General features: G+C 71.5%; 18 protein-coding genes, 1 tRNA gene and 3 pseudogenes. 13 read left to right on the forward strand and 9 right to left on the reverse strand.

Annotation, left to right across the window (positions count from 1 at the left end):
- Window positions 1-187: pseudogene (locus tag FMEAI12_RS22195) on the forward strand (IS5/IS1182 family transposase); the annotation flags it as partial.
- Window positions 188-206: 19 nt separating this feature from the next.
- Here the strand turns inward: FMEAI12_RS22195 and FMEAI12_RS22200 are convergent.
- Window positions 207-593, reverse strand: a complete 387-nt coding sequence (locus FMEAI12_RS22200) for a hypothetical protein (RefSeq protein ID WP_020458333.1) — start codon at window positions 591-593, stop codon at window positions 207-209.
- Between the two features lie 79 nt (window positions 594-672).
- Between FMEAI12_RS22200 and FMEAI12_RS22205 the strand changes: the two genes are divergently transcribed.
- Entirely contained in the window at window positions 673-903 is a 231-nt protein-coding gene (locus FMEAI12_RS22205) for a hypothetical protein (protein WP_195905892.1), read from the forward strand.
- A gap of 1,031 nt (window positions 904-1,934) precedes the next feature.
- Here the strand turns inward: FMEAI12_RS22205 and FMEAI12_RS40100 are convergent.
- Both FMEAI12_RS40100 and FMEAI12_RS22215 read right to left on the reverse strand, forming a co-directional pair.
- Window positions 1,935-2,321 carry an FmdB family zinc ribbon protein gene (locus tag FMEAI12_RS40100; RefSeq protein ID WP_112107706.1) on the reverse strand — a complete coding sequence of 129 codons (387 nt, stop codon included), beginning with the start codon at window positions 2,319-2,321 and terminating at the stop codon, window positions 1,935-1,937.
- 91 nt (window positions 2,322-2,412) lie between these two features.
- Window positions 2,413-3,246 carry a 5-formyltetrahydrofolate cyclo-ligase gene (locus FMEAI12_RS22215; protein WP_235014307.1) on the reverse strand — a complete coding sequence of 278 codons (834 nt, stop codon included), beginning with the start codon at window positions 3,244-3,246 and terminating at the stop codon, window positions 2,413-2,415.
- Between the two features lie 450 nt (window positions 3,247-3,696).
- Here FMEAI12_RS22215 and FMEAI12_RS22225 point away from each other — a divergent pair, with 450 nt between their 5' ends.
- The 8 genes from FMEAI12_RS22225 to FMEAI12_RS22260 all read left to right on the forward strand — a co-directional run bounded on the left by FMEAI12_RS22225 (window position 3,697) and on the right by FMEAI12_RS22260 (window position 12,248).
- On the forward strand, window positions 3,697-4,692 hold the full coding sequence (locus tag FMEAI12_RS22225) for a UTP--glucose-1-phosphate uridylyltransferase (RefSeq protein ID WP_112107707.1): 996 nt from the start codon (window positions 3,697-3,699) through the stop codon (window positions 4,690-4,692).
- Between the two features lie 456 nt (window positions 4,693-5,148).
- A complete protein-coding gene (glp, locus tag FMEAI12_RS22230) occupies window positions 5,149-6,423 on the forward strand; it encodes a gephyrin-like molybdotransferase Glp (protein ID WP_071060059.1) in 1,275 nt (424 codons plus the stop codon).
- Complete coding sequence (moaC, locus tag FMEAI12_RS22235) at window positions 6,420-6,935, forward strand: cyclic pyranopterin monophosphate synthase MoaC (protein ID WP_112107708.1); 516 nt, start codon at window positions 6,420-6,422, stop codon at window positions 6,933-6,935. Before glp ends, moaC begins: the two co-directional genes overlap by 4 nt.
- Window positions 6,932-7,513 (forward strand): molybdenum cofactor biosynthesis protein B, encoded by a 582-nt coding sequence (locus tag FMEAI12_RS22240; protein ID WP_112107709.1) that lies wholly within the window; start codon window positions 6,932-6,934, stop codon window positions 7,511-7,513. The genes moaC and FMEAI12_RS22240 overlap by 4 nt, the downstream gene beginning before the upstream one ends.
- Window positions 7,510-8,142, forward strand: coding sequence for a GNAT family N-acetyltransferase (locus tag FMEAI12_RS22245; RefSeq protein ID WP_020458344.1), 633 nt, complete (start codon window positions 7,510-7,512; stop codon window positions 8,140-8,142). The genes FMEAI12_RS22240 and FMEAI12_RS22245 overlap by 4 nt, the downstream gene beginning before the upstream one ends.
- 653 nt (window positions 8,143-8,795) lie before the next feature.
- Window positions 8,796-10,802, forward strand: coding sequence for a gephyrin-like molybdotransferase receptor GlpR (gene glpR / locus FMEAI12_RS22250; protein WP_112107710.1), 2,007 nt, complete (start codon window positions 8,796-8,798; stop codon window positions 10,800-10,802).
- A gap of 738 nt (window positions 10,803-11,540) precedes the next feature.
- Entirely contained in the window at window positions 11,541-12,158 is a 618-nt protein-coding gene (locus FMEAI12_RS22255; protein ID WP_112107711.1) for a hypothetical protein, read from the forward strand.
- Window positions 12,159-12,174: 16 nt separating this feature from the next.
- A tRNA-Ala gene (locus FMEAI12_RS22260) sits at window positions 12,175-12,248 on the forward strand.
- A gap of 376 nt (window positions 12,249-12,624) precedes the next feature.
- Here the strand turns inward: FMEAI12_RS22260 and FMEAI12_RS22265 are convergent.
- The 3 genes and pseudogenes from FMEAI12_RS22265 to FMEAI12_RS22275 form a co-directional block, all read right to left on the reverse strand.
- Complete coding sequence (locus tag FMEAI12_RS22265) at window positions 12,625-13,653, reverse strand: ABC transporter permease (RefSeq protein WP_112107712.1); 1,029 nt, start codon at window positions 13,651-13,653, stop codon at window positions 12,625-12,627.
- Window positions 13,650-14,542: pseudogene (locus tag FMEAI12_RS22270) on the reverse strand (ABC transporter ATP-binding protein). Before FMEAI12_RS22270 ends, FMEAI12_RS22265 begins: the two are co-directional and overlap by 4 nt.
- On the reverse strand, window positions 14,539-14,931 hold the full coding sequence (locus FMEAI12_RS22275; RefSeq protein ID WP_112107713.1) for a GntR family transcriptional regulator: 393 nt from the start codon (window positions 14,929-14,931) through the stop codon (window positions 14,539-14,541). Before FMEAI12_RS22275 ends, FMEAI12_RS22270 begins: the two are co-directional and overlap by 4 nt.
- A gap of 366 nt (window positions 14,932-15,297) precedes the next feature.
- On the opposite strand from FMEAI12_RS22275, the gene FMEAI12_RS22280 reads away from it, so the two are divergent.
- From FMEAI12_RS22280 to FMEAI12_RS40105, 3 genes are all read left to right on the forward strand, one after another.
- Window positions 15,298-15,588, forward strand: coding sequence for a nucleotidyltransferase family protein (locus FMEAI12_RS22280; RefSeq protein ID WP_112107714.1), 291 nt, complete (start codon window positions 15,298-15,300; stop codon window positions 15,586-15,588).
- A gap of 123 nt (window positions 15,589-15,711) precedes the next feature.
- Window positions 15,712-15,948, forward strand: coding sequence for a DUF86 domain-containing protein (locus tag FMEAI12_RS38500; protein WP_235014309.1), 237 nt, complete (start codon window positions 15,712-15,714; stop codon window positions 15,946-15,948).
- Between the two features lie 216 nt (window positions 15,949-16,164).
- A complete protein-coding gene (locus tag FMEAI12_RS40105; protein ID WP_112107715.1) occupies window positions 16,165-16,680 on the forward strand; it encodes an ATP-binding protein in 516 nt (171 codons plus the stop codon).
- 6 nt (window positions 16,681-16,686) lie between these two features.
- On the opposite strand, the pseudogene FMEAI12_RS22295 reads toward FMEAI12_RS40105, so the two are convergent.
- From FMEAI12_RS22295 to FMEAI12_RS22305, 3 genes and pseudogenes are all read right to left on the reverse strand, one after another.
- Window positions 16,687-16,983: pseudogene (locus tag FMEAI12_RS22295) on the reverse strand (aminotransferase class I/II-fold pyridoxal phosphate-dependent enzyme); the annotation flags it as partial.
- Between the two features lie 166 nt (window positions 16,984-17,149).
- Window positions 17,150-17,554 (reverse strand): helix-turn-helix domain-containing protein, encoded by a 405-nt coding sequence (locus tag FMEAI12_RS37295; RefSeq protein WP_200835375.1) that lies wholly within the window; start codon window positions 17,552-17,554, stop codon window positions 17,150-17,152.
- Window positions 17,551-17,928: a hypothetical protein gene (locus tag FMEAI12_RS22305; protein WP_200835376.1), complete on the reverse strand. Its 378-nt coding sequence runs from the start codon at window positions 17,926-17,928 to the stop codon at window positions 17,551-17,553. Before FMEAI12_RS22305 ends, FMEAI12_RS37295 begins: the two co-directional genes overlap by 4 nt.
- Window positions 17,929-18,206: the final 278 nt, after the last annotated feature.

Here is an 18,206-nt window from a genome sequence, read left to right on the forward strand (position 1 = left end):
CGGAGGCCGCCCGGTCAGCCACGACGCCACGCTCTACAAAGACCGCAACACCGTGGAGCGCGGCATCAACAAGATCAAGGAATGGCGGGGTCTGGCCACCCGCTACGACAAGACACCCGAAAGCTACGCCGCAGGACTCCACCTGCGCGGATCCATCCTCTGGCTACGCACCCTGCCAACCCCATGATCCGAACTTGGAACAGACCCTAGGGGTGAGCCTCGTCGCACGGGCGGGTCGGGCGGGCGGCGGCCGCCGCGCGGTCGGCTGGTGCGCGGTCGGCGAGCGTCGCGGTAAGCGCCGCCGCCATCGCGCCGACGATCACGCGGTGGGTGGCCTGCCCGCCCGCGCGGTAGGCGTCGCGCTCCCGCTGGGACCAGGCCCGTTCGAACAGGCCGGGCTCCGCGGGCTCGGTGGCCAGGACGGCCCGCAGCGAGGCCCGGTACCTGGCCACCAGCAGCGGCGGTTCGCCGTACGGATTCTCGTCGTAGGCCTCGTCGCGGTCTATCAGCTCACGGATCTCGTCGCCGCCGATCGGCCGTCGCGGCCGGTGCTCTGCCGACGGATGTGCTGCGGGTGGGTCTGCTGGGGGCATGGTTTCCTCCTCGGCCATTATTTGTCGACAAGCAAAAACGACCCTAGCGAGGTTCTTGGACAAGAGCAAAGTGGTTACGATGTTCGCTGTGGACGACGGTGAGCAGTTGGTAGGCATCGGGGACATCGCGTTCCAACTCAAGATCACGCGACAGGCCGTGGACTACTGGACTCGCAAGGACGCCAAGTTTCCGGAGCCTCTGCAGGTCATCAACGCGCCGGCCGGCAGTGGGGCCAAAGGAACCAGGGTTTGGCGCAAGCGTGAGGTCGACGCCTGGATCGTGGAGCACTACCGGCGGCGCAAACAGTAGTGGCATGCGCGGCCGGTATGGCTGATCGAGGTACGGCTGATCCCGGCGCGGTCGCGGTGGCCGGGATGCCGTGCGGTGTCAGGGATCCCGTACACAGGGAGCCTTGATCGCAAAAACGGGCAATACGCCCGAAACGCCCACGACAAGTGTCGCCGGGTATGTGATTCGACCCGCTCAAGCGGAGCGCGGTCTCCGATCTCGTGGATCGACGGTATTCGGTACCCGAGTTCGCCGTGGTGGTCCGTTAGTGCGGCCGGGCGCCTTCCGGTAACCGGTCGCGTGACGCCGCCGCCGTCTTGAACGCGTGCGACGGAGGGCGCGCCGGCAGGGTTCCTTCCGCTGCTGCCGGTCGCAATTAGCCGGACGTCCTTGAATCCGTTTAATTGGGTACACCAATCTCTTCGGTGGTCCGCCCATGCGGCTGATTGCCTGCCAGTCCGTTGCCGCCGAGCCATCTTGTTGTCGCCACGCAAGCTGGTGCGCCACTCGGGAGTCGTGGCGGCGAACCACGAACTCGCTGGTGAGGGCACGCTGCGGGGGTGGGGGGACGGTCTGCGGGGCCCGGCGGCGTGGGCGCGTGACCAGGCCCGGGCCCATGGTTCGAGGGACGGTGGGTCGGTGGCCACCTGGCCTGGGAGGCACCCCGCCGGGCGGGCCGGGCCGCGGCGGCCGGCGTCACCACGGCTCGCTCCGAGCCGGCCGGGGTCCGCCCCGAAGTGAGTTGCCGCAGCGGCGTATGGAGTGGTTGAGCCAACTCACTCCGCTGGCGACCCCACCGTGAGGAGTATCAGCTCACGTCGATGACGGCCCCACCGGACCGGGCCGCCAGGCCGAGGAAGCCGGCGCGGGGAAGAACGCGATCAGGCGGAACCGGTATGTATGGCTGACCAGCTCGCGCGGCTGACCGGCGCGACGGTGGCCCGGGGCGGATGACGAGCTCCGGAGACGGGCATGGGGCAGCCCCCGGCAACTGCCGGGGGCTGCCCCATGTGAAAGGTGACAGGCGGGCCGGGGGCGGTTCCCGGCCCCCGTCAGGCCGCCGCGGTGCTGGAGGCCGTGCTGCTGGACGTGCTGGACGAACCGCCGTCACCCGACGAGGACCCGGCCGAGGCCGAGGACGAGCCGGTGGAGTCCGACCTGGTGGCCGAGGAGCCGCCGTCGGCGCCGCTCTTGGCGGACGAGTCGCCGTCCGACGAGCCCACGGAATCCTTGGGCCGGGCCGGGACGCCTGACGAGGACCCGGACCGGCTGTCGGTCTTGTAGAAGCCGCTGCCCTTGAAGACGAGGCCAACGGAGCTGAACACCTTCCGAAGCCGGCCCGTGCAAGCAGGACACTCGGTCAGTGCCGCGTCACTGAAGCTCTGCACGGCCTCGAGATCGTGCCCGCAGGCGGTGCAGCGGTACTGGTAGGTCGGCACGGACTCCTCCCGGAGTTGGCACTCGGTGGTAAGGACTGCCAACTCTAACGCCTCGACGGGCCCGCTGGCTTCCCGATTGCCGGAGCAGGTGTCACAGCGGTGCCGGTCGGACGATTCTGGTCGGCGTCACGATGATGGTCACCGGCCGGTCGTGCGGCTTCGCCGGGACGTCCCCGAGCAGCTCGCGGTCGTTCAGCAGCGCGATCACCGGGGTCCCGGGGGTGGCCCGGGTCAGCGCGCGGTCGTAGGAGCCGCCGCCGCGTCCGAGCCGGTTGCCGCGCTCGTCCGCCGCGAGGGCGGGCACGATCACGACGTCGGCCTTGGCGAGCTCGACGAGCGGCGCGCTCGGCGGTGGCTCCCGGGTGCCCATCGCACCGGGGATCAGTGTGCCGGCGAACTCGCGGAAGTCCAGGTCGAGGTCGGCGCGCACGACCGGCAGCAGCACCCGTACGCCCCGGGCACGCAGCCGGGTGAGGATCTCGGCGGTGTCGGGCTCGTCGGCCATCCCCACGTAGGCGGCGACGCAGGAGGCGGCGGTGACCTCGGGCAGCGCGAGCAGCCGCTCGGTCAGCACGGTCGGGTCCGGCAGGACGCCGGCCCGGCGCAGCGCGAGCAGCCGCCTGCGCAGCTCGCTCTTGGGCTGTGGCGCTCCGGGCCGCGTGTACGCGGGCACCGGCCCGGGTCTCGTGCCGAGGCCGGAACCGGGGCCGGCCGCGATACCGGCCTCGGCACCGTCCCCGGAACCATCAGCGCCGGAACCCGAGCCGGCCGCGGAACCCGAGCCGGCCGCGGAACCCGAGCCGGCCGCGGAGCCGGTGATCTCCAGGTCGGCGGCCGCCGACCCGGCCGGCCCCACGGGATCCCGTTCGGAGCCGGACCGGCCCACCACGCCACTGCCGGTGACGGTACCTCCGGTCACAGCCATCCCCACCCTCAGCGCACTCGGGCCCGGTTACCTGGGCGCTGGGCCCGCCACCCGACTCCTCGAGCTTTCCGCACCGGCGTGCTGTCCATGCGGCCGATGGTGATCCGAAAGACGACACCGGCACGACATCCCGCTGGCGAAGGCCTCACGGTACCGTGATCGACCCGCACGTGGAGATCTGCCCGCTGCGGACCCGCCGGGCCCGCCCGACAGGTCGGTGAGCGTGACTTACCGGGTGCGGACGGTCGGTCCCGGAGCCGTCTTGGCCGGGCGCGGCCCGCCGTGAGCGGAGCGGGGCTGTCGGGTGCGCCGTGCCGCCGGGGACCACGATGGCCCGATGCCTCACGCGGATGCGGGTTCACGGCCAACACGGATGATCACTAGTTGTGAATGTCCTGTGTGTGTACGCCGTCGTGCCCTGAGGATGCCCGCCCGACTAAGGTTTCGCCCATGCCAGTGACGAAGGCGGTCATTCCCGCCGCGGGTCTGGGGACCCGGTTCCTGCCCGCGACGAAGTCGGTTCCCAAGGAGATGCTACCTGTCGTCGACAGGCCGGCCATCGAATACGTCGTCGAAGAGGCCTCCCGCGCGGGCCTGCGTGATGTGCTGCTCGTGACGAGCCGCACCAAGAAGGCCATCGAGGACCACTTCGACCGGGAGGGGGATGTCGAGGCCGCGCTTGAGCGCAAGGGCGACAAGGTTCGCCTCGAACGCGTCCGGGCCTCCGCCGAGCTGGCCGAGGTCCACTCCGTCCGTCAGCCCTCGCCGCGGGGGCTCGGTCACGCCGTTCTGTGCGCCTCCGCGCACGTGGGCGACGAGCCGTTCGCGGTCCTGCTCGGGGACGATCTCATCGACGAGCGTGACCCGCTGCTGGTCGAGATGCTCGCCGTCCAGGAGCGGCACGGCGGGGCGGTCGTCGCGCTGATGGAGGTGCCCGAGGAGGCCGTCTCCATGTACGGCGTGGCGACGATCGCTCCGGCGGCCGCCGCTCCCGCCTCGGCCGCTCCCGCCTCGGCGGTCTCGGCGGCTTCGGTGGAGCGGGTCCCGGCGGGCGGGTCCGGCGGGCGCTACCGGACGGTGCGCATCACCGACCTGGTCGAGAAGCCGCCGGTGGACGAGGCGCCCAGCAACCTGGCCGTCATCGGGCGCTACGTGCTGCCTGCGGAGATCTTCGACGTCCTGCGGGCCACGCCGCCCGGCCGGGGGGACGAGATCCAGCTGACCGACGCGCTGCGGACGCTGGCGGAGCGGGCCGGCGCCGACCCGGGCGCGGAGATTCCGGTGCACGGCGTCGTGTTCACCGGGCGCCGTTATGACACCGGTGACCGGGTCGACTACCTCAAGGCGGTCGTCCGGCTCGCCTGCGAACGGCCGGACCTCGGCCCGGAGTTCTACCCGTGGCTGGAGGAGTACGTGGCGTCCGGCGGTCCCAAGGCCGAATGCTGACCGGCGGGGCGGGCTCGCCCGCGGCCGCGGTGGCCGTGGGCCTGCCTGTCCCGAGGGCGGACGCCGACGGGCTTACCTGACGGGGCCGCTCCGAGCGGGCTCAACCGACGGTGCTCCTGGATGATGCTCCTGATGGAGCGCACCTTGTCCGCCGGTGACGTGCCGCACTGACGAAAAGTGACCAGGCCTGCGCGGCGAAGGACAGGTCAGGAATTTCTCGGGGCCCTTGCTTGGGCGCATCGGCACCTTCGGGCAGACTGGACGCGCGTCTTCGCGCGGAAATGTCCAGGCTCCTGACATGTTGGCCCTGAAGTCGCCACGTCAGGCGAGGAACCGCCCGCGGGTCAACGGCTGTCGAGAGCTCACTCGCCGGCCGTCATGGCCTGCTGCCCGGCACACCGCTGACACGAAGGCTATATGGCCTGAACAGAAGTGTAAAGAACGGGACGGGTGCCTGTGAAAACGGTAGACCAGCACGCATCGGACATTATCGCCGCAATCCACCCCATGTCGCCGCGGCGGACGGCGCTGCGCGAGGCGCACGGCTGCGTGCTCGCGGCGCACGTGCGGGCGACGGTGGCCGTCCCGGGCTTCGACAACTCCGCGATGGACGGCTACGCCGCCCGCGCCGCGGACGTCGCCGAGGCCAGCGAGGACAACCCGGTGACGCTCCCCGTGGCCGGCGAGATCATGGCCGGCCCGGTGTCACCCGCGCCGCTCGCCCCGGGCACCGTCGTACGGATCATGACCGGTGCCCCGCTCCCGAAGGGCGCCGACACGATCGTCCAGCTCGAGTGGACGGACGGCGGCATCGAGACGGTTCGGATCAACCAGGCGCCGCGCCGCGGGCTGCACATCCGCCGTGCCGGGGAGGACATCGCGCCCGGCAACCTCGTGCTCGCCGCGGGCACCGTGCTCGGCGCCGCGCAGATCGGCCTGCTGGCGGCCGTCAACGTCGCCCGGCCGGCGGTCCACCCGCGTCCGCGGGTGGCGGTTCTGTCCACCGGCAGCGAGCTTGTCGAGGTCGGCACCCCGCTCGGGCCGGGCCAGATCGTCGACTCGAACAGCCACGCCATCGCCGCCGCGGCGCACGAGGCGGGGGCGCTCGTCCGCCGGGTCGACGGGGTGTCGGACGACCCCGACGAGTTCGGCGCGACCTTCGACGAGCTGCTGCGCAGCACCGACGTCCTGATCACCACCGGCGGGATCAGCGTCGGTGCGAGGGACGTCGTCAAGCAGGTCCTGAGCAAGTCCGACGAGATCCGGTTCGAGCGCATCGCCATGCAGCCCGGCAAGCCGCAGGGCTTCGGTGTCGTCGGTGGCGTGCCCGTCTTCACCCTTCCGGGTAACCCGGTGAGCGCCCTGGTGTCGTTCGAGCTGTTCGTCCGGCCGGCGCTGCGGCGGATGCGCGGCCTGCCGGCGGGCCCGGGGGGCGCGAGCTGGCGGCAGCCGGCCACCGGCACCGTCACCGTCCGGGTGAGCGAGACTATGCAGTCCGCGGCCGGAAGGCGTACCTTTCCCCGGGTCCGTCTCGAACGTGACGACACCGGGGAGCTGGTCGCGACGTCCGCCGGGGGGCAGGGCGCCCACCAGATGTCCGGGCTGGCCTCGGCCCACGCGCTGCTCGTCGTCCCCGAGGAGGTCACCGAGGTGCCCGCAGGCACGAAGCTTCCCGCGGTGCTGCTGCCCGAGCCCGAGTGGGCCGGCCCGTTCGGTGAGGCCCGCGGGTGACCGGTCCCGGGCGGTTCACCCACGTCGACGACCGGGGCGCGGCGCGGATGGTCGACGTCTCGGCGAAGGAGGTCACGGCGCGCACGGCGACCGCCGCCGGCTGCCTGCGCACCTCACCGGACGTCGTCGAGCTGCTGCGCGGCGCGGGGGTGCCCAAGGGTGACGCGCTCGCCGTGGCCCGCATCGCCGGGATCATGGGCGCCAAGCGCACCCCGGACCTGATCCCGCTCTGCCACCCGATCGCCGTCTCCGGGGTCAAGGTGGAGCTGACCGTGGTCGACCACGGGGTGGAGATCACCGCCACGGTGCGCACCGCCGACCGGACCGGGGTGGAGATGGAGGCGCTGACCGCGGTCGCGGTCGCCGGGTTGACGCTGCACGACATGGTGAAGGCGGTGGACCCGCTGGCCGAGCTGACCGAGGTCCGGGTCGTCGCCAAGACCGGCGGGAAGTCCGGGGACTGGCACCGCGACGGCGCCGGGCCGCCGGGAGACGGGGCCGGGCCGTCGTGAGCGGCGCCTCCGGGCTGCCGGCAGGGGTTCGGGCGCGGGTCGTGACGGTGTCCGACCGCGCCCACCGCGGCGCCTATCCCGACCGCTCGGGCCCGCTGCTGGTCGACGCCCTGGTCGGGATGGGCTTCGACGTGCCCGCGCCGGTCGTGGTCCCAGACGAGCGGGCGGAGATAACCGCGGCCCTGCGCGCGGCCGTCGACGCCGGGATCGACCTGGTGGTGACCACCGGGGGAACCGGTCTCGGGCCGCGGGACGTCACACCGGAGGCCACAAGGGACCTGCTTGACCGAGAGGTGCCCGGGCTGGCCGAGGCGCTGCGGGCGGCCGGGCGGCTCAAGGTGCCCACCGCGGTCCTCTCCCGTGGCCTCGTCGGCACCGTCGGAACGACCCTGGTCGTGAACCTGCCCGGCTCGACCGGGGGAGTGCGCGACGGCGCCGCGGTCCTCGCCCCGGTCGTCGCGCACGCGATCGCGCAGCTGCGAGGCGACACCGACCACTCCGGCGGCACCGACCGCTCCGGCGGCCCGTCGGGTACGGCGCCCCACCCGCCCGCGTCCACCGGGGGCACACCGGCGTGAGAGCGCCCGGCTGGCCGGTCACCCTGCGCCATGATGACGTCGTCGTCCGGCCCATGCGCCTGCGTGACGCCCCGACCTGGGTCGAGGTCCGCACGCGCAACGCCGACTGGCTCGCTCCGTGGGAGGCCACCTCGCCGGGCTCGGCGTCGGTGCGGGCCACCTGGAACGAGCGCCAGACCATCGGCGTCTACACGCAGATGCTCCAGCGGCTGCGGGCACAGGCCCGGGTGGGCGCGGCGCTCCCGTTCGCCATCGCCGTCGACGGACGGTTGGTGGGGCAGCTCACAGTGTCGACGATCGTGCGCGGGGCGTTCAACAACGGCCAGGTCGGCTACTGGGTGGACGGCGCGCACGCCGGCCGTGGCATCGCCCCGACAGCGCTGGCGATGGTCACCGACCACTGTTTCGGCCCGGTCGGGCTGCACCGGCTGGAGGCCAACGTCCGCCCGGAGAACGCGGCCAGCCGCCGGATGCTGGTGAAGCTGGGCTTCCGCGAGGAGGGCCTGCACCGCAGATTTCTCGCGATCGACGGTCGGTACCGCGACCATATCGGCTATGCACTGACGACCGAGGACGTCCCCGGGGGATTGCTGGCCCGCTGGAGCCGCACCCGTTCGCCCTCCTCCTGAGCAGGCTTACGGCACAGGCTTTCGCCCCGGCGTCGTCGGTGCCGGTGGTCTCTTTGTCCAGTGCCCGTTAGCGGGGTTTCCGGCGTCGCCCAGGCCCCTCTTCAGGGGGCGGTTCGCGGTCCGTTCGGACGTCCAACGCGTGCCGTTCGGGTCGCCTTCGGCGTGCCCGCGCGGTGTCGCTGGTGCTCGCCGTGGCCCACTCGGGCCGCTTGGGTCGTCACTCAACCTGCTCGGCGTTACGTTGGGTGCTCGTAGTGTGACCTGCCCACCCGGACGGGGGGAGTATCACCCAGCCCACATCGGTATCACCTCGGATTGACAGTGGACGGCCACCCGGTGAACCTCGCCGACGAGTGCGACACGCGGGCTTCCGGTCGGTGACCGCGCGCATTCCGCTCACTAGCGTCGAGCACGGAATCGTAAACGACGACATCGAGAAGAGGCGTCCAGATGGTCTGCTCGCTCGCGCATGCCGCGCCTGGCGCGTCCGATCCGCGCCCGGCTCGCGGCGGGCGGGCGGGGGCCAGGTCCTCTCGCCCCGGCCGCCCTGAGGGATGCCCAGCCGGCCCCGCCGGCATCGCGAACGGCTCGCGTCGGCCGAACGGCGTCAGGTCGCCGAACGACGTCCCAGGAACATTGCGGAGCGTGACCGCGTGAGTGCGCTCATCTGGCTGGCGATCGTTGCCGTATGGGGCTTCGTACTCATCCCCATGTGGCTGCGTCACCATGATTCGGCGGTGGAACAGCGGTCCGCGGACCGCTTCTCCACCGCCATGCGGGTGCTCTCGCGGCGCGGCTCACCGCGCGCCGGCACGGGCCCGCTGACGCGGGCCCCGTCCGAGGGCTCGCCGGCGGTGGCACAGGAGGCGGCAGGGATGGCGCGATCGCGCTCCGGCGAAGGTCCCGGCACGGGGCAGCTCGGCGCGGCCGACCCGGCGGATACCCGGGCCGGGGTGAATTCCGCGGCCGCCCCGACCTCTCCGGAGACTTCCGGCGCGGCGGCATTTCCCGCGGGCACCGGCACGGACGCGCACCCCCGCACGGACCTGGCCGACGACCTCGACCCCATGGACGATCTCGAGCACCTGGACGGGCTCGAGCACCTCGACGGCGTTGACGGGACGGACGGCGTCCACGGCCTGGAACACGCCGACGGGATGGACCTCGACGGGATGGATGACTTCGCGGACGGCCGCTCGGCGGGGGCGCCGGGCACGCCAGGGGACGTTGATGCGCCCCCGCGGCTGTTCGGGCCGACCTCGGGTGTGCCGCGTCGTGTCCCCGCCGACCGGGCGGTCCGCGCGGCGCAGGCCGATCGCACGGCGCTCGTCCGGCAGCGGCGGCAGCGGCTCTTCGTCCTGCTCACCGCGCTGCCGATCAGCGTCATCCTCGCAGCCACGCTCGGCGGCATGTGGATGATCGTCCACCTCGCCGTCGACGTCGCCGCCGCCGGGTATGTCCTGCACCTGCGCCGGTCCGCGCAGGCGCACCGCCGGGTGGTGCGCTCCCGGGCCGCGCTCGACCGGCGGATCGCCGCCGAGCGCGCCGTCCGCGCCTACGGCGGCATCCGCGGCTGGACCGGCGGTGCGCGGGAGCACGCCCCGGGCTCCGCCTCCTGGGCGGGCGGCGCGGCACGCGGCACCGAGTACTCCCCGGTGCGGTTCTCCGCCGGAGGCCCGGCCGAGACCCTCACCGCCGACGACCTCGCGCACGCGCGGGCCGAGACCGTCGACCTCGGCTCCGTCGCCGACCAGGCGCACGCCACAGACGGGGCTGATGGCCACCGTGGCGGCGCGGGCGACGACGAGGCGGAGGGCGACGACCCGGCCCACCCCGGCGACGCCCACGACGCCCACGACGCTTACGAGGCCCACGACGCTTACGACGCTTACGAGGCGGACGCGGCAGCGTCCTCGTCGCCGGCGGCAGAGGGCGCCCACCCCGGCCACCAGCCCGAGTACGCCGAGTACACGGCCCGCCGCGACGCCTCCGGTGACGTCGAGTACGTCGAGTACGTCGAGTACGTCAACGCGGAGCAGCTGGGCTACGACGCTGCGGCGGCCTACCCGGCGCCCGCCGGTGACGCCGCGCGGACCGAGTACGCCCAGTACGCCGTCCAGGCCGAGTACACCGAGTACCCGGGGCACGTCGAGTACCAGGCCGGGTACGTCGAGTACGCCCAGCAGGCCGGCTACGCCGAGGAGGCCGGGTACGCGGAGCAGGCCGGCTACGCCGAGGCGGCTGGCTACGGCGAGGCTGCCGGTTACGCCGCTCACGCCGGGGCGGCGGGCTACGCCGAGCAGGCCGGATACACGGAGCAGGCCGGATACGCCGAGCAGGCCGGATACGCCGAGCAGGCCGGGTACGAGGCCGGCGACCAGGTCGCGCGCGGCTACGGTGGCGCCGCCGGGCCCGCGGCACCCCGCTCCGGCGGCGCGTCCCGTCCCGTCCCGCGCCCCGGGGCGCGGCCGAACACCTCGCGTCCCGGACGCGTCCAGGTCAACCCACCCGGAACGCACGGCGGCCTGATTCCGCCCGCCGCGGCGACCGCGGGCCAGAGCGAGGCGGTCGCGGCGACCGAGGCGACCGGGCCGGCGGCCGTCGCCCAGGCACCGGACGAGCTCGAGACCCTGCTCCGGCGGCACGCCGTCGGTAGCTGACCACCAGCGGCCGACAGTCGCCGGCCGGCCACCAGCGGCTGGCCGTCGGTGGCTGGACTGCCGGGCACCGGCCGGTGCCCGGCACCGCCGTGTGGGTGACTCCGGCTACAGGTTCCGGCGGCTGATCGGCCGCCGGAACCGGAGACGTCCAGGCCGGCGGTGATGGCCCGCGGCGAGCCGGCGCCGCCGGGCGTCGGCGGGCGCTGACGGGCCGGGTCGCGTCCGGCCGGGGGCCCGGTCCGCGTGCATAATGGCCTCGTGACACTCCGCTCGCAGACCACCCCCGCCACCGCTCGTCGGCGTGCCGGGGCCCTGGCTGCCTGTCCGCGGTGTTGTCCCTGCCCTCGCGCCCACTGACGCCGCGCCCGAACCTCGAACGGCCGCCCGGCGTCGCCCGATCCGGTTCCACCCGGCGGGCCGGGGCGTGAGGGGCCTCCGGATCACGTTCCTCCCGCCTGGCCGGCCAGCGGCCTGAGCCCACGCGGGGCACGTGATCACGTGCCAACCTCCCGGAGCTCACCGCGGGCCGATGCCCGCGCTCGCACTCCGGCGATGTGTCCTTCCGTGTTCGTTCATCGGTGCGTCCCGGTGTCGCGCCGTCGGTGTCTCCTTCCGGCCCCGCCTGTCGCGCGCCCGTCCGCGCCCCTGGGCGGGCTCCGGAACGCCGGCGAGACGTGGGCCAGCCGGGGCGAGGCGCCGGCGGGGACAGCCCGCGGCAGGAGGAGAGATCCGGTCTTGATGTTCGAATCTTGGCTCGCCCGGCTGCGGGACCGGGGATTCGTCATGTGCCCGGCGAGCAGCGCCATTCCCGTGGATGTGAGAGCCGTCGCGGCCGACGGCACGGGCCTGCATTTCCGCTGCCGTGGCGTCCGCGTCCGGCTCGCGGTCTACCGGCCCGGCCGAGCGGCCTGGCAGACACCGCTGCGGGACGAGAACTGGGCGCCCGAGGAGTCCCTGGAACTGTGGGAGCGCCGCCCGCTGCGCGACGGCACCGTTCCCGCCAAGGGCCGCCTCGTCTTCGTGGCGGACGGCGAGGACGGCGCCGTGGAACCGGACGCGGAGATAGTCCTCGACGGCGCGCGCAGCCGCGGCTGGCGCGGCCACGAGGCCGGGCTGCTCCGGACGGCCGAGGCGGCGTCGTTGTTCGAGAACATGCTGCTGGTCGCCGGGCTCGCCGCCGAGCTCGACGAGATCCCCGACGCGGCGAGCCCACCGGTCTTCGCCGTCCTGCCCAGCACGCCGTGGCCGCTGGTTCAGGCTGACCCGGCCGGCTGGGACGGCGGCCGGATCGTCCGCCAGACGGATCGCCAGCCGGCCAGCGAGGGCGCCCACCCACTCCCATCCGGCGTGCTGTAAGCTTCAGTTGCTTCCAGGGGGTGTAGCTCAGCCTGGTAGAGCGCCTCCCTCGCACGGAGGAGGCCAGGGGTTCGAGTCCCCTCACCTCCACTCGACTTGGACGCCCCCATGCCTTCGTAGAAGGCATGGGGGCGTCTTCGTTATGTCTGCCCGGGGGCCGAGCCCCCGGACCCCGACGTGCGCGATTGCCCTGTGGGCCGGGGGTGTTCGGGCGAGGTTCGAGCCCCCCAGCTCCACGCCGCTGGAAAGGGGCCCGTCCGCTGGGGATGGGCTCTTGACCAGGCGAAACGCCGCCGCCTTTCACGATTACGCCAGCTTGCCGGTGACCGCGAGCGGCGATGACGAGCGCCGCCACCGCGTCGTGCAACAGATCTGCCCATCGCTGGCTGCGGACGGGGGAGTACAGCGACAGCGCCTTCACCAGCGCTGGTGTGGACGGTGTCGGTGGGTCCGGCAGTCTGCCGGGTCAGGACAGGCGGCGTCGGATGCACCGGAAGGAGAGTCCGGCGAGGGCGAGCGTGAGGGCGGCGTAGATCCCGGTCTCGTACCACTGGAATGGCCAGAAGCGGCTGGCTGGGTGGTAGGTGACCTGCTGTCGGTAGCCGAGCCGGTTGATCTCGGCGAAGCACTCCTCGATGACCGGTGGTGTCGAGTCCGGGTGCTGGCCGCAGGCCCCTGACGGCGAGAGTGCGATCGCGTCAGGGGCGCCTCCGGACGCGTCGACGATGCGAGTGGACAGGATCCAGTCCTCGGTCTGGGGTGTCCCCAGTGTCACCTGCGGGGATCCGCCGTCCTGTGGTGTGAGGACGTTCTGGAAGTTCGACTCGGAGATCTCCGTGTTCGAGCGGACCGGCTCGGCGAGGTGCGGCCGGACAAGTAGCGGCATGGCGATCTGGACGGCGACGAAGGCGGCGAGGGCGACGGCCATCGCGGGGAGGGTGCGGCGGATCAGCAGCCCGGCCGTGACGCCGAGAACGAACGCGAAGGCCGCGTATCCGACAGGGACGATGCCGCGCGCGGCGAACAGCAGCGGCGAGATCCGTGCGTAGCTTCCGTCGGCGGTCCTGTCGATCGGGCTGGCCCACCACGTCACTGCCAGGGTGCCCACCCCGGCCGCGGTCGTCGCCGCCAGGCCGACGAGACCGAGTTTGACGGCCAGCCAGCGGGTGCGGGTGATGCTCTGGTTCCACACCAGCCGGTGCGTGCCGGCCTCGAGCTCACGGGCGACCGGCGGAGCTCCCCAGAACAGCCCGATGACGGCTGGCAGGAGCAGCGCGACCGCGCTGACTCCGAGGAAGGCTTTCTCGTGCTCGTCGAAGAAGCGCCGCGCGAAGTCGGAGCATTCGCCGCCCTGGGCTGTGCACGCGGCGATCCCGTCGGAACAGTTGTCTGCCAGGCCCGGGCCTGGCAGGGCGAGCAGGATGGCGAGAACGCCGAGTGCGGCGAACACCGCCGTGGCCGCGGCGCGGAACTGGCGCCAGGTCAGCCAGATCATCGGACTACCGCCATCATGGGGCTGCGGCCGCGGTCGGTGCCGGGTGAGCTCATGTAGGCCAGGACGAGGTCCTCCAGGCCGAGCTGGCTGACGGTGTGGGAGGGGTCGTGGACCGGGGTGTCGGTCCGGATGACGAAGGTGCTCTGCCGGTCGGTGTGGCTGGCGGTGATGACGTTCTGGTGGGCGGGAAGCCGGTCAGGGGCACGACGTGGGCCGGTGAGCCGGTAGTGGGTGGCCAGGAGGTCCTCGATCTCGCCTGCTACCTGGACCCGCGAGTCGACGAGCACCACCAGGTAGTCGCACGCCCGTTCCAGGTCGGACACCAGATGGGACGACAGCACCACGCTGAGCCCCTGCTCGGCGACGGCCTCCAGGAGGCTCTGCAGGAACTCGCGGCGGGCGAGCGGGTCCAGCGCGGCCACCGGCTCGTCCAGAATCAGCAGCTCGGGCCGTTTGGCGATACCCAGGGTGAGGGCGAGCTGGGAGCGCTGCCCGCCTGACAGCTCGCCGGCCCGGAGGCTGAGATCAAGGCCGAGCCGGCGGAGCCGTTCCCGGGCCAGTCCGTCGTCCCACCCGGGGTTGAGACGGGCGCCCAGCTTCAGATGGTCGGCGACGCTCAACGCGGCATAGGTGGGGTGTCCTGCGAGACGAAACCGACCTTGGCCAGTTGCGCGGGGCCGGAGCCAGGCCGGCCGCCGAGCACCGTGATGGTGCCCGTGGTGGGTGCCAGCTGGCCACTGGCCAGATTCAGCAGTGTGGACTTGCCGGCTCCGTTCGGACCGACCAGTCCCACGACGTGCCCGACCGGGATGTCCAGGGTGCAGTCCGACAGCGCCCAGCGCCGTCCGTACCGTTTGCCCAGCGACTGGGCCTGCATCGCGACGGTCACGCTATGTCCTCCTGAACGGCGGTCCGGAAGGTTGTCATGAAGAGGGCTTCGATGCTCTCGTCGTCCATGCCGGCGTTGCGGGCCTTGATCAGCCAGCGTCGCAGCTCCTGGCGAAGCGGGCCGTGCGCGGCGAGCGAGGCGTCGATGAGCGTCGCCGTCACGAACGTGCCGATCCCTGGCCGGGCAGCCACCAGACCCTCGTGTTCGAGCTCTCGGTAGGCCTTGAGCACCGTGTTGGGATTGATCGCCAGCAGCGCCACCACCTCCTTGACCGTGGGGAGCTGATCGCCTTCACGTAGCAGGCCCAGCCGCAGCGCCTGCCGCACCTGGCGGACCAGCTGCAGGTACGGCGAGAGCCCTGACCGCTGGTCCAGATGGAACTGGATCATCTAGCGTCTCAATTCACTAGGTTCCTAGCACTTTAGAAGAATGATGATACCTGCCGGGTGAGACGCCTACCTCACCCGCCGGTTCTGGCAGATGGAGACCGTCCTCCCGGACGCGCCCGCGACCGGCTGGTGCCGGTGAGTCGAGGCCGCGGGCTGGCCGGCAGCTCTTGACGCTCTGGCCGGCCCGCGGTGATCGCTGAGCACTCGTCTCGTGGCGGCGGACCATGTACCGCAACCCAGAAGCGCCCATGGCCAGGCGCATGATGTGCCTGCCTGCGTACCCGACAGAGGCAGGCCTGTGCGATGCGGTCGTGGCAGTCGCAATCGCAGGCGATGTCGTGGCAGTCGCAGGCGATAATGTGCGGTGTGGCCATCGACCTTCGCGACGGCCGGATCGCCGAGGTGTGCCGGCGTTACGGCGTCGCCGAACTGTCCGTCTTCGGCTCGGTGGCTCGCGGCGACGACACCGACGATTCGGACGTCGACCTGCTGTACGTGCTGGCGCCCGACTCGACGCTTGGCTTCGAGATCGTCGACCTCCGAGACGAACTCGAAAAGATCGTCGGTCGTCACGTCGACCTGGTGCCCAAGTCCCGGCTGAAGTGGGTCATCCGCGACCAGGTACTCGCGGAGGCCAGGGTCCTCTATGCGGCGTGACGAGCTCTACCTCGTGACATGATCGAAGCCGTGGTCGCCGCGACGGCGTTCGTCCAGTGAGTCGACGAGGCCGCCTTCCTGGAGAGCGATCTGATCCAGAGCGCCGTCCTCCAGAAACTCCTGGTGATCGGCGAGGCGGCTGGACGTGTTTCCCCCGAGATCCGCGGGCGCTGGCCCGAGCTGCCGTGGCGGTCCGTCACAGGATTCCGCAACATCGCCATTCACGCATACTTCGAGGTCGACCGGCCAATCGTGTGGCGAATCGCCACGATCGCGCTGCGGGAGTTCCAGGAGCAACTGCTGATGCTCCTCAAAGCAGAGTTCCCACTCATCGCAGGCCAACTCGACCAGCCGCACTGACCGAGGGCAACCCTGCCTGGGTATTGGACGTACTGGCCGCCAGACCGGCCCGAGCGCGAGCATGTTCCCGAAGTCGAAGAAGAGCATCAACGTGACTACGACACCGACGATCATGGTCGCCAGGTGCGACAGAGAGTCCGGAACGGCCACACCACAGTCGCTCAGCGGACGAGCTGTCCGGGGCAGAGCCGGCAGGACGGGTAAGCATCGGGCCCCGTGATCGTATGGCTCAACGGCACCCTCGGCGCAGGCAAGACGGCGACCAGCGCCCTCGTGCAGCAGCTGATTCCGGACTCACGGGTGTTCGACGCCGAGAAGGTGGGCGAGACGCTCATGGACATCTCGCCGGGCCTGCCCGCGACGGACGACTTCCAGCACTGGCCGCCGTGGCGCCCGCTCGTCGTCGAGACTGCCCGGCGCGTGCTCGACTACACCGGCGGCATCCTGGTGATGCCGATGACGGTCCTGGTTGAGCAGTACTGGCGCGAGATCAGCACGGGCCTCGCGCACCATGACATCCCGGTTCGGCACTTCGTCCTCCATGCCGACCAAGACGTCCTCCACGGGCGCATCCTGGGCGAGCATGCTGTCTCCCCGTTCCGTCTCGGCCACCTTGAGCCCTACGCCGAGGCAGCCCGCCCCTGGTTGCACGGCGCCGCCGAGGTCGTCGACACCACGCACCTCACGGCCGCCCAGGCCGCCCGGCAGATCGCAGAGGCCGTCAAGGGATGAGGACCGCAGGCCATCGCCGTCCATTGGAACGTGCACGATCCGTGCCTGGTACGCCGCGAACGTGTTGATCGCCGTCACGTAGGTCGGCCCGTCGGTGACCACGACGTCGCCGGGATCGATGAACACACGGGTGAGCAGGTCCAGCGCCTGCTGCGACCCGGCGGTCACCACCACGTTGTCCGGATGGGCGTCGGTGATGGCCTCCATCGTCATCACGTCACAGATCCGCGCACGCAACCCAGGATCGCCCTGCGCCGAGCCGTACTGGAGCGCCACCGCACCCCGGCTCAGCACCAGCTCCGACGCGGACGGTACGCGCGACCGATGACGCGGTCGCCGACGTCGGAGCTGAGAGGCCTCAGCTCGACCATGCCTGCGATCGCGATCACCGGACGGAGCGGGGCGTCCGGACCCACCAGACCTGCGGAACACGCGTTCGGTTCAATCGATGATGTTGCGAGCCCGGCGCTCACCCAGCATTGTCCTTGGTCAGGAGCCGCTTGGAGACCGGGCGGATGGTGATTTCGGGATCCTGAACCAAGACCGAGCGGTTCTTATTGTGGTGCGTTAGCTCCACAATCCGACCCACCGTCGACGCCGTCCGCCCGAGCCGTTGGGCGATCTCCCGGATGCTGTGGCTCTGCTCGCGCAGCGTCGCGATCCGCCGCCGTCCCCACCCCGACAGCGCCAGCCTCCAGTGCTCGGTCTCGACCTCCGACTGCCGTTTCCGCCCACGGCGTCCCATCTCCACACCCCTCGTCTGGCGGGAGTGTTGCGACGAGCGCTCGAACCCACCGGTGGCGTTGCGAGTCACCCGCAGGCCCGCCAGGGCTCGAACAGGGGTGTTTCCCAGGGCTCCGGCGAGGTAGCTCACTGTTTTGATTCGCTACAGGCTGTGACGAGGAGGTCGAGCGTCACGTTGCGATCGGCGGCGATCTCCTCCAGGGTTTCCTTGATTTTCCTCCTGCCGTTGAGGCGGAGGATTCCGATGGTCAGGTTCCGGAGGCTCGCGAAAGCGTGATTCGTGTTCCCGGTGTAGGTCGGATCGTCGTCCTCACGCCAGGCAGTATCGCGAATGTAGTGGATCTCATTTTCGATGCCCCATTGGCCGCGGACGCGGGAGTGGAAGTAGGACGCTGTGGCGTGCGTGCACGTAGCACCGGTGAGGGCGAGGGCGCATCTCGGCCGCGGCGCGCGACAATACGCCCACAGGCACGCCGCACTCCAGACCACGAAGACATAAGACACCTCCGTGATCTACAAGCGGCGTGCCTGCTTTTCTGTGAACGACACGTGGTCCCACCGGACCACCCGCACGAACCAACCACTACCAGCCCGACCCACACCAAATCAGATCTGACCCGGTCTACCCGTCAAACCGCGAGCGTGCCGGAGCCCTGGGAGTTGCCGGAAAATAACTTCTGCTTTTGACCATGCTCTGTGGGGGTAGGGTTCCGGGGGTGGAAGGGACCGAGGAGGTCCTGGCGGAGAAGTTCGCGGTGTTGCTGCCGCATCTGGACGAGCGT

Source organism: Parafrankia sp. Ea1.12 (genome assembly GCF_900465275.1).
GTDB lineage: Bacteria > Actinomycetota > Actinomycetes > Frankiales > Frankiaceae > Parafrankia > Parafrankia soli.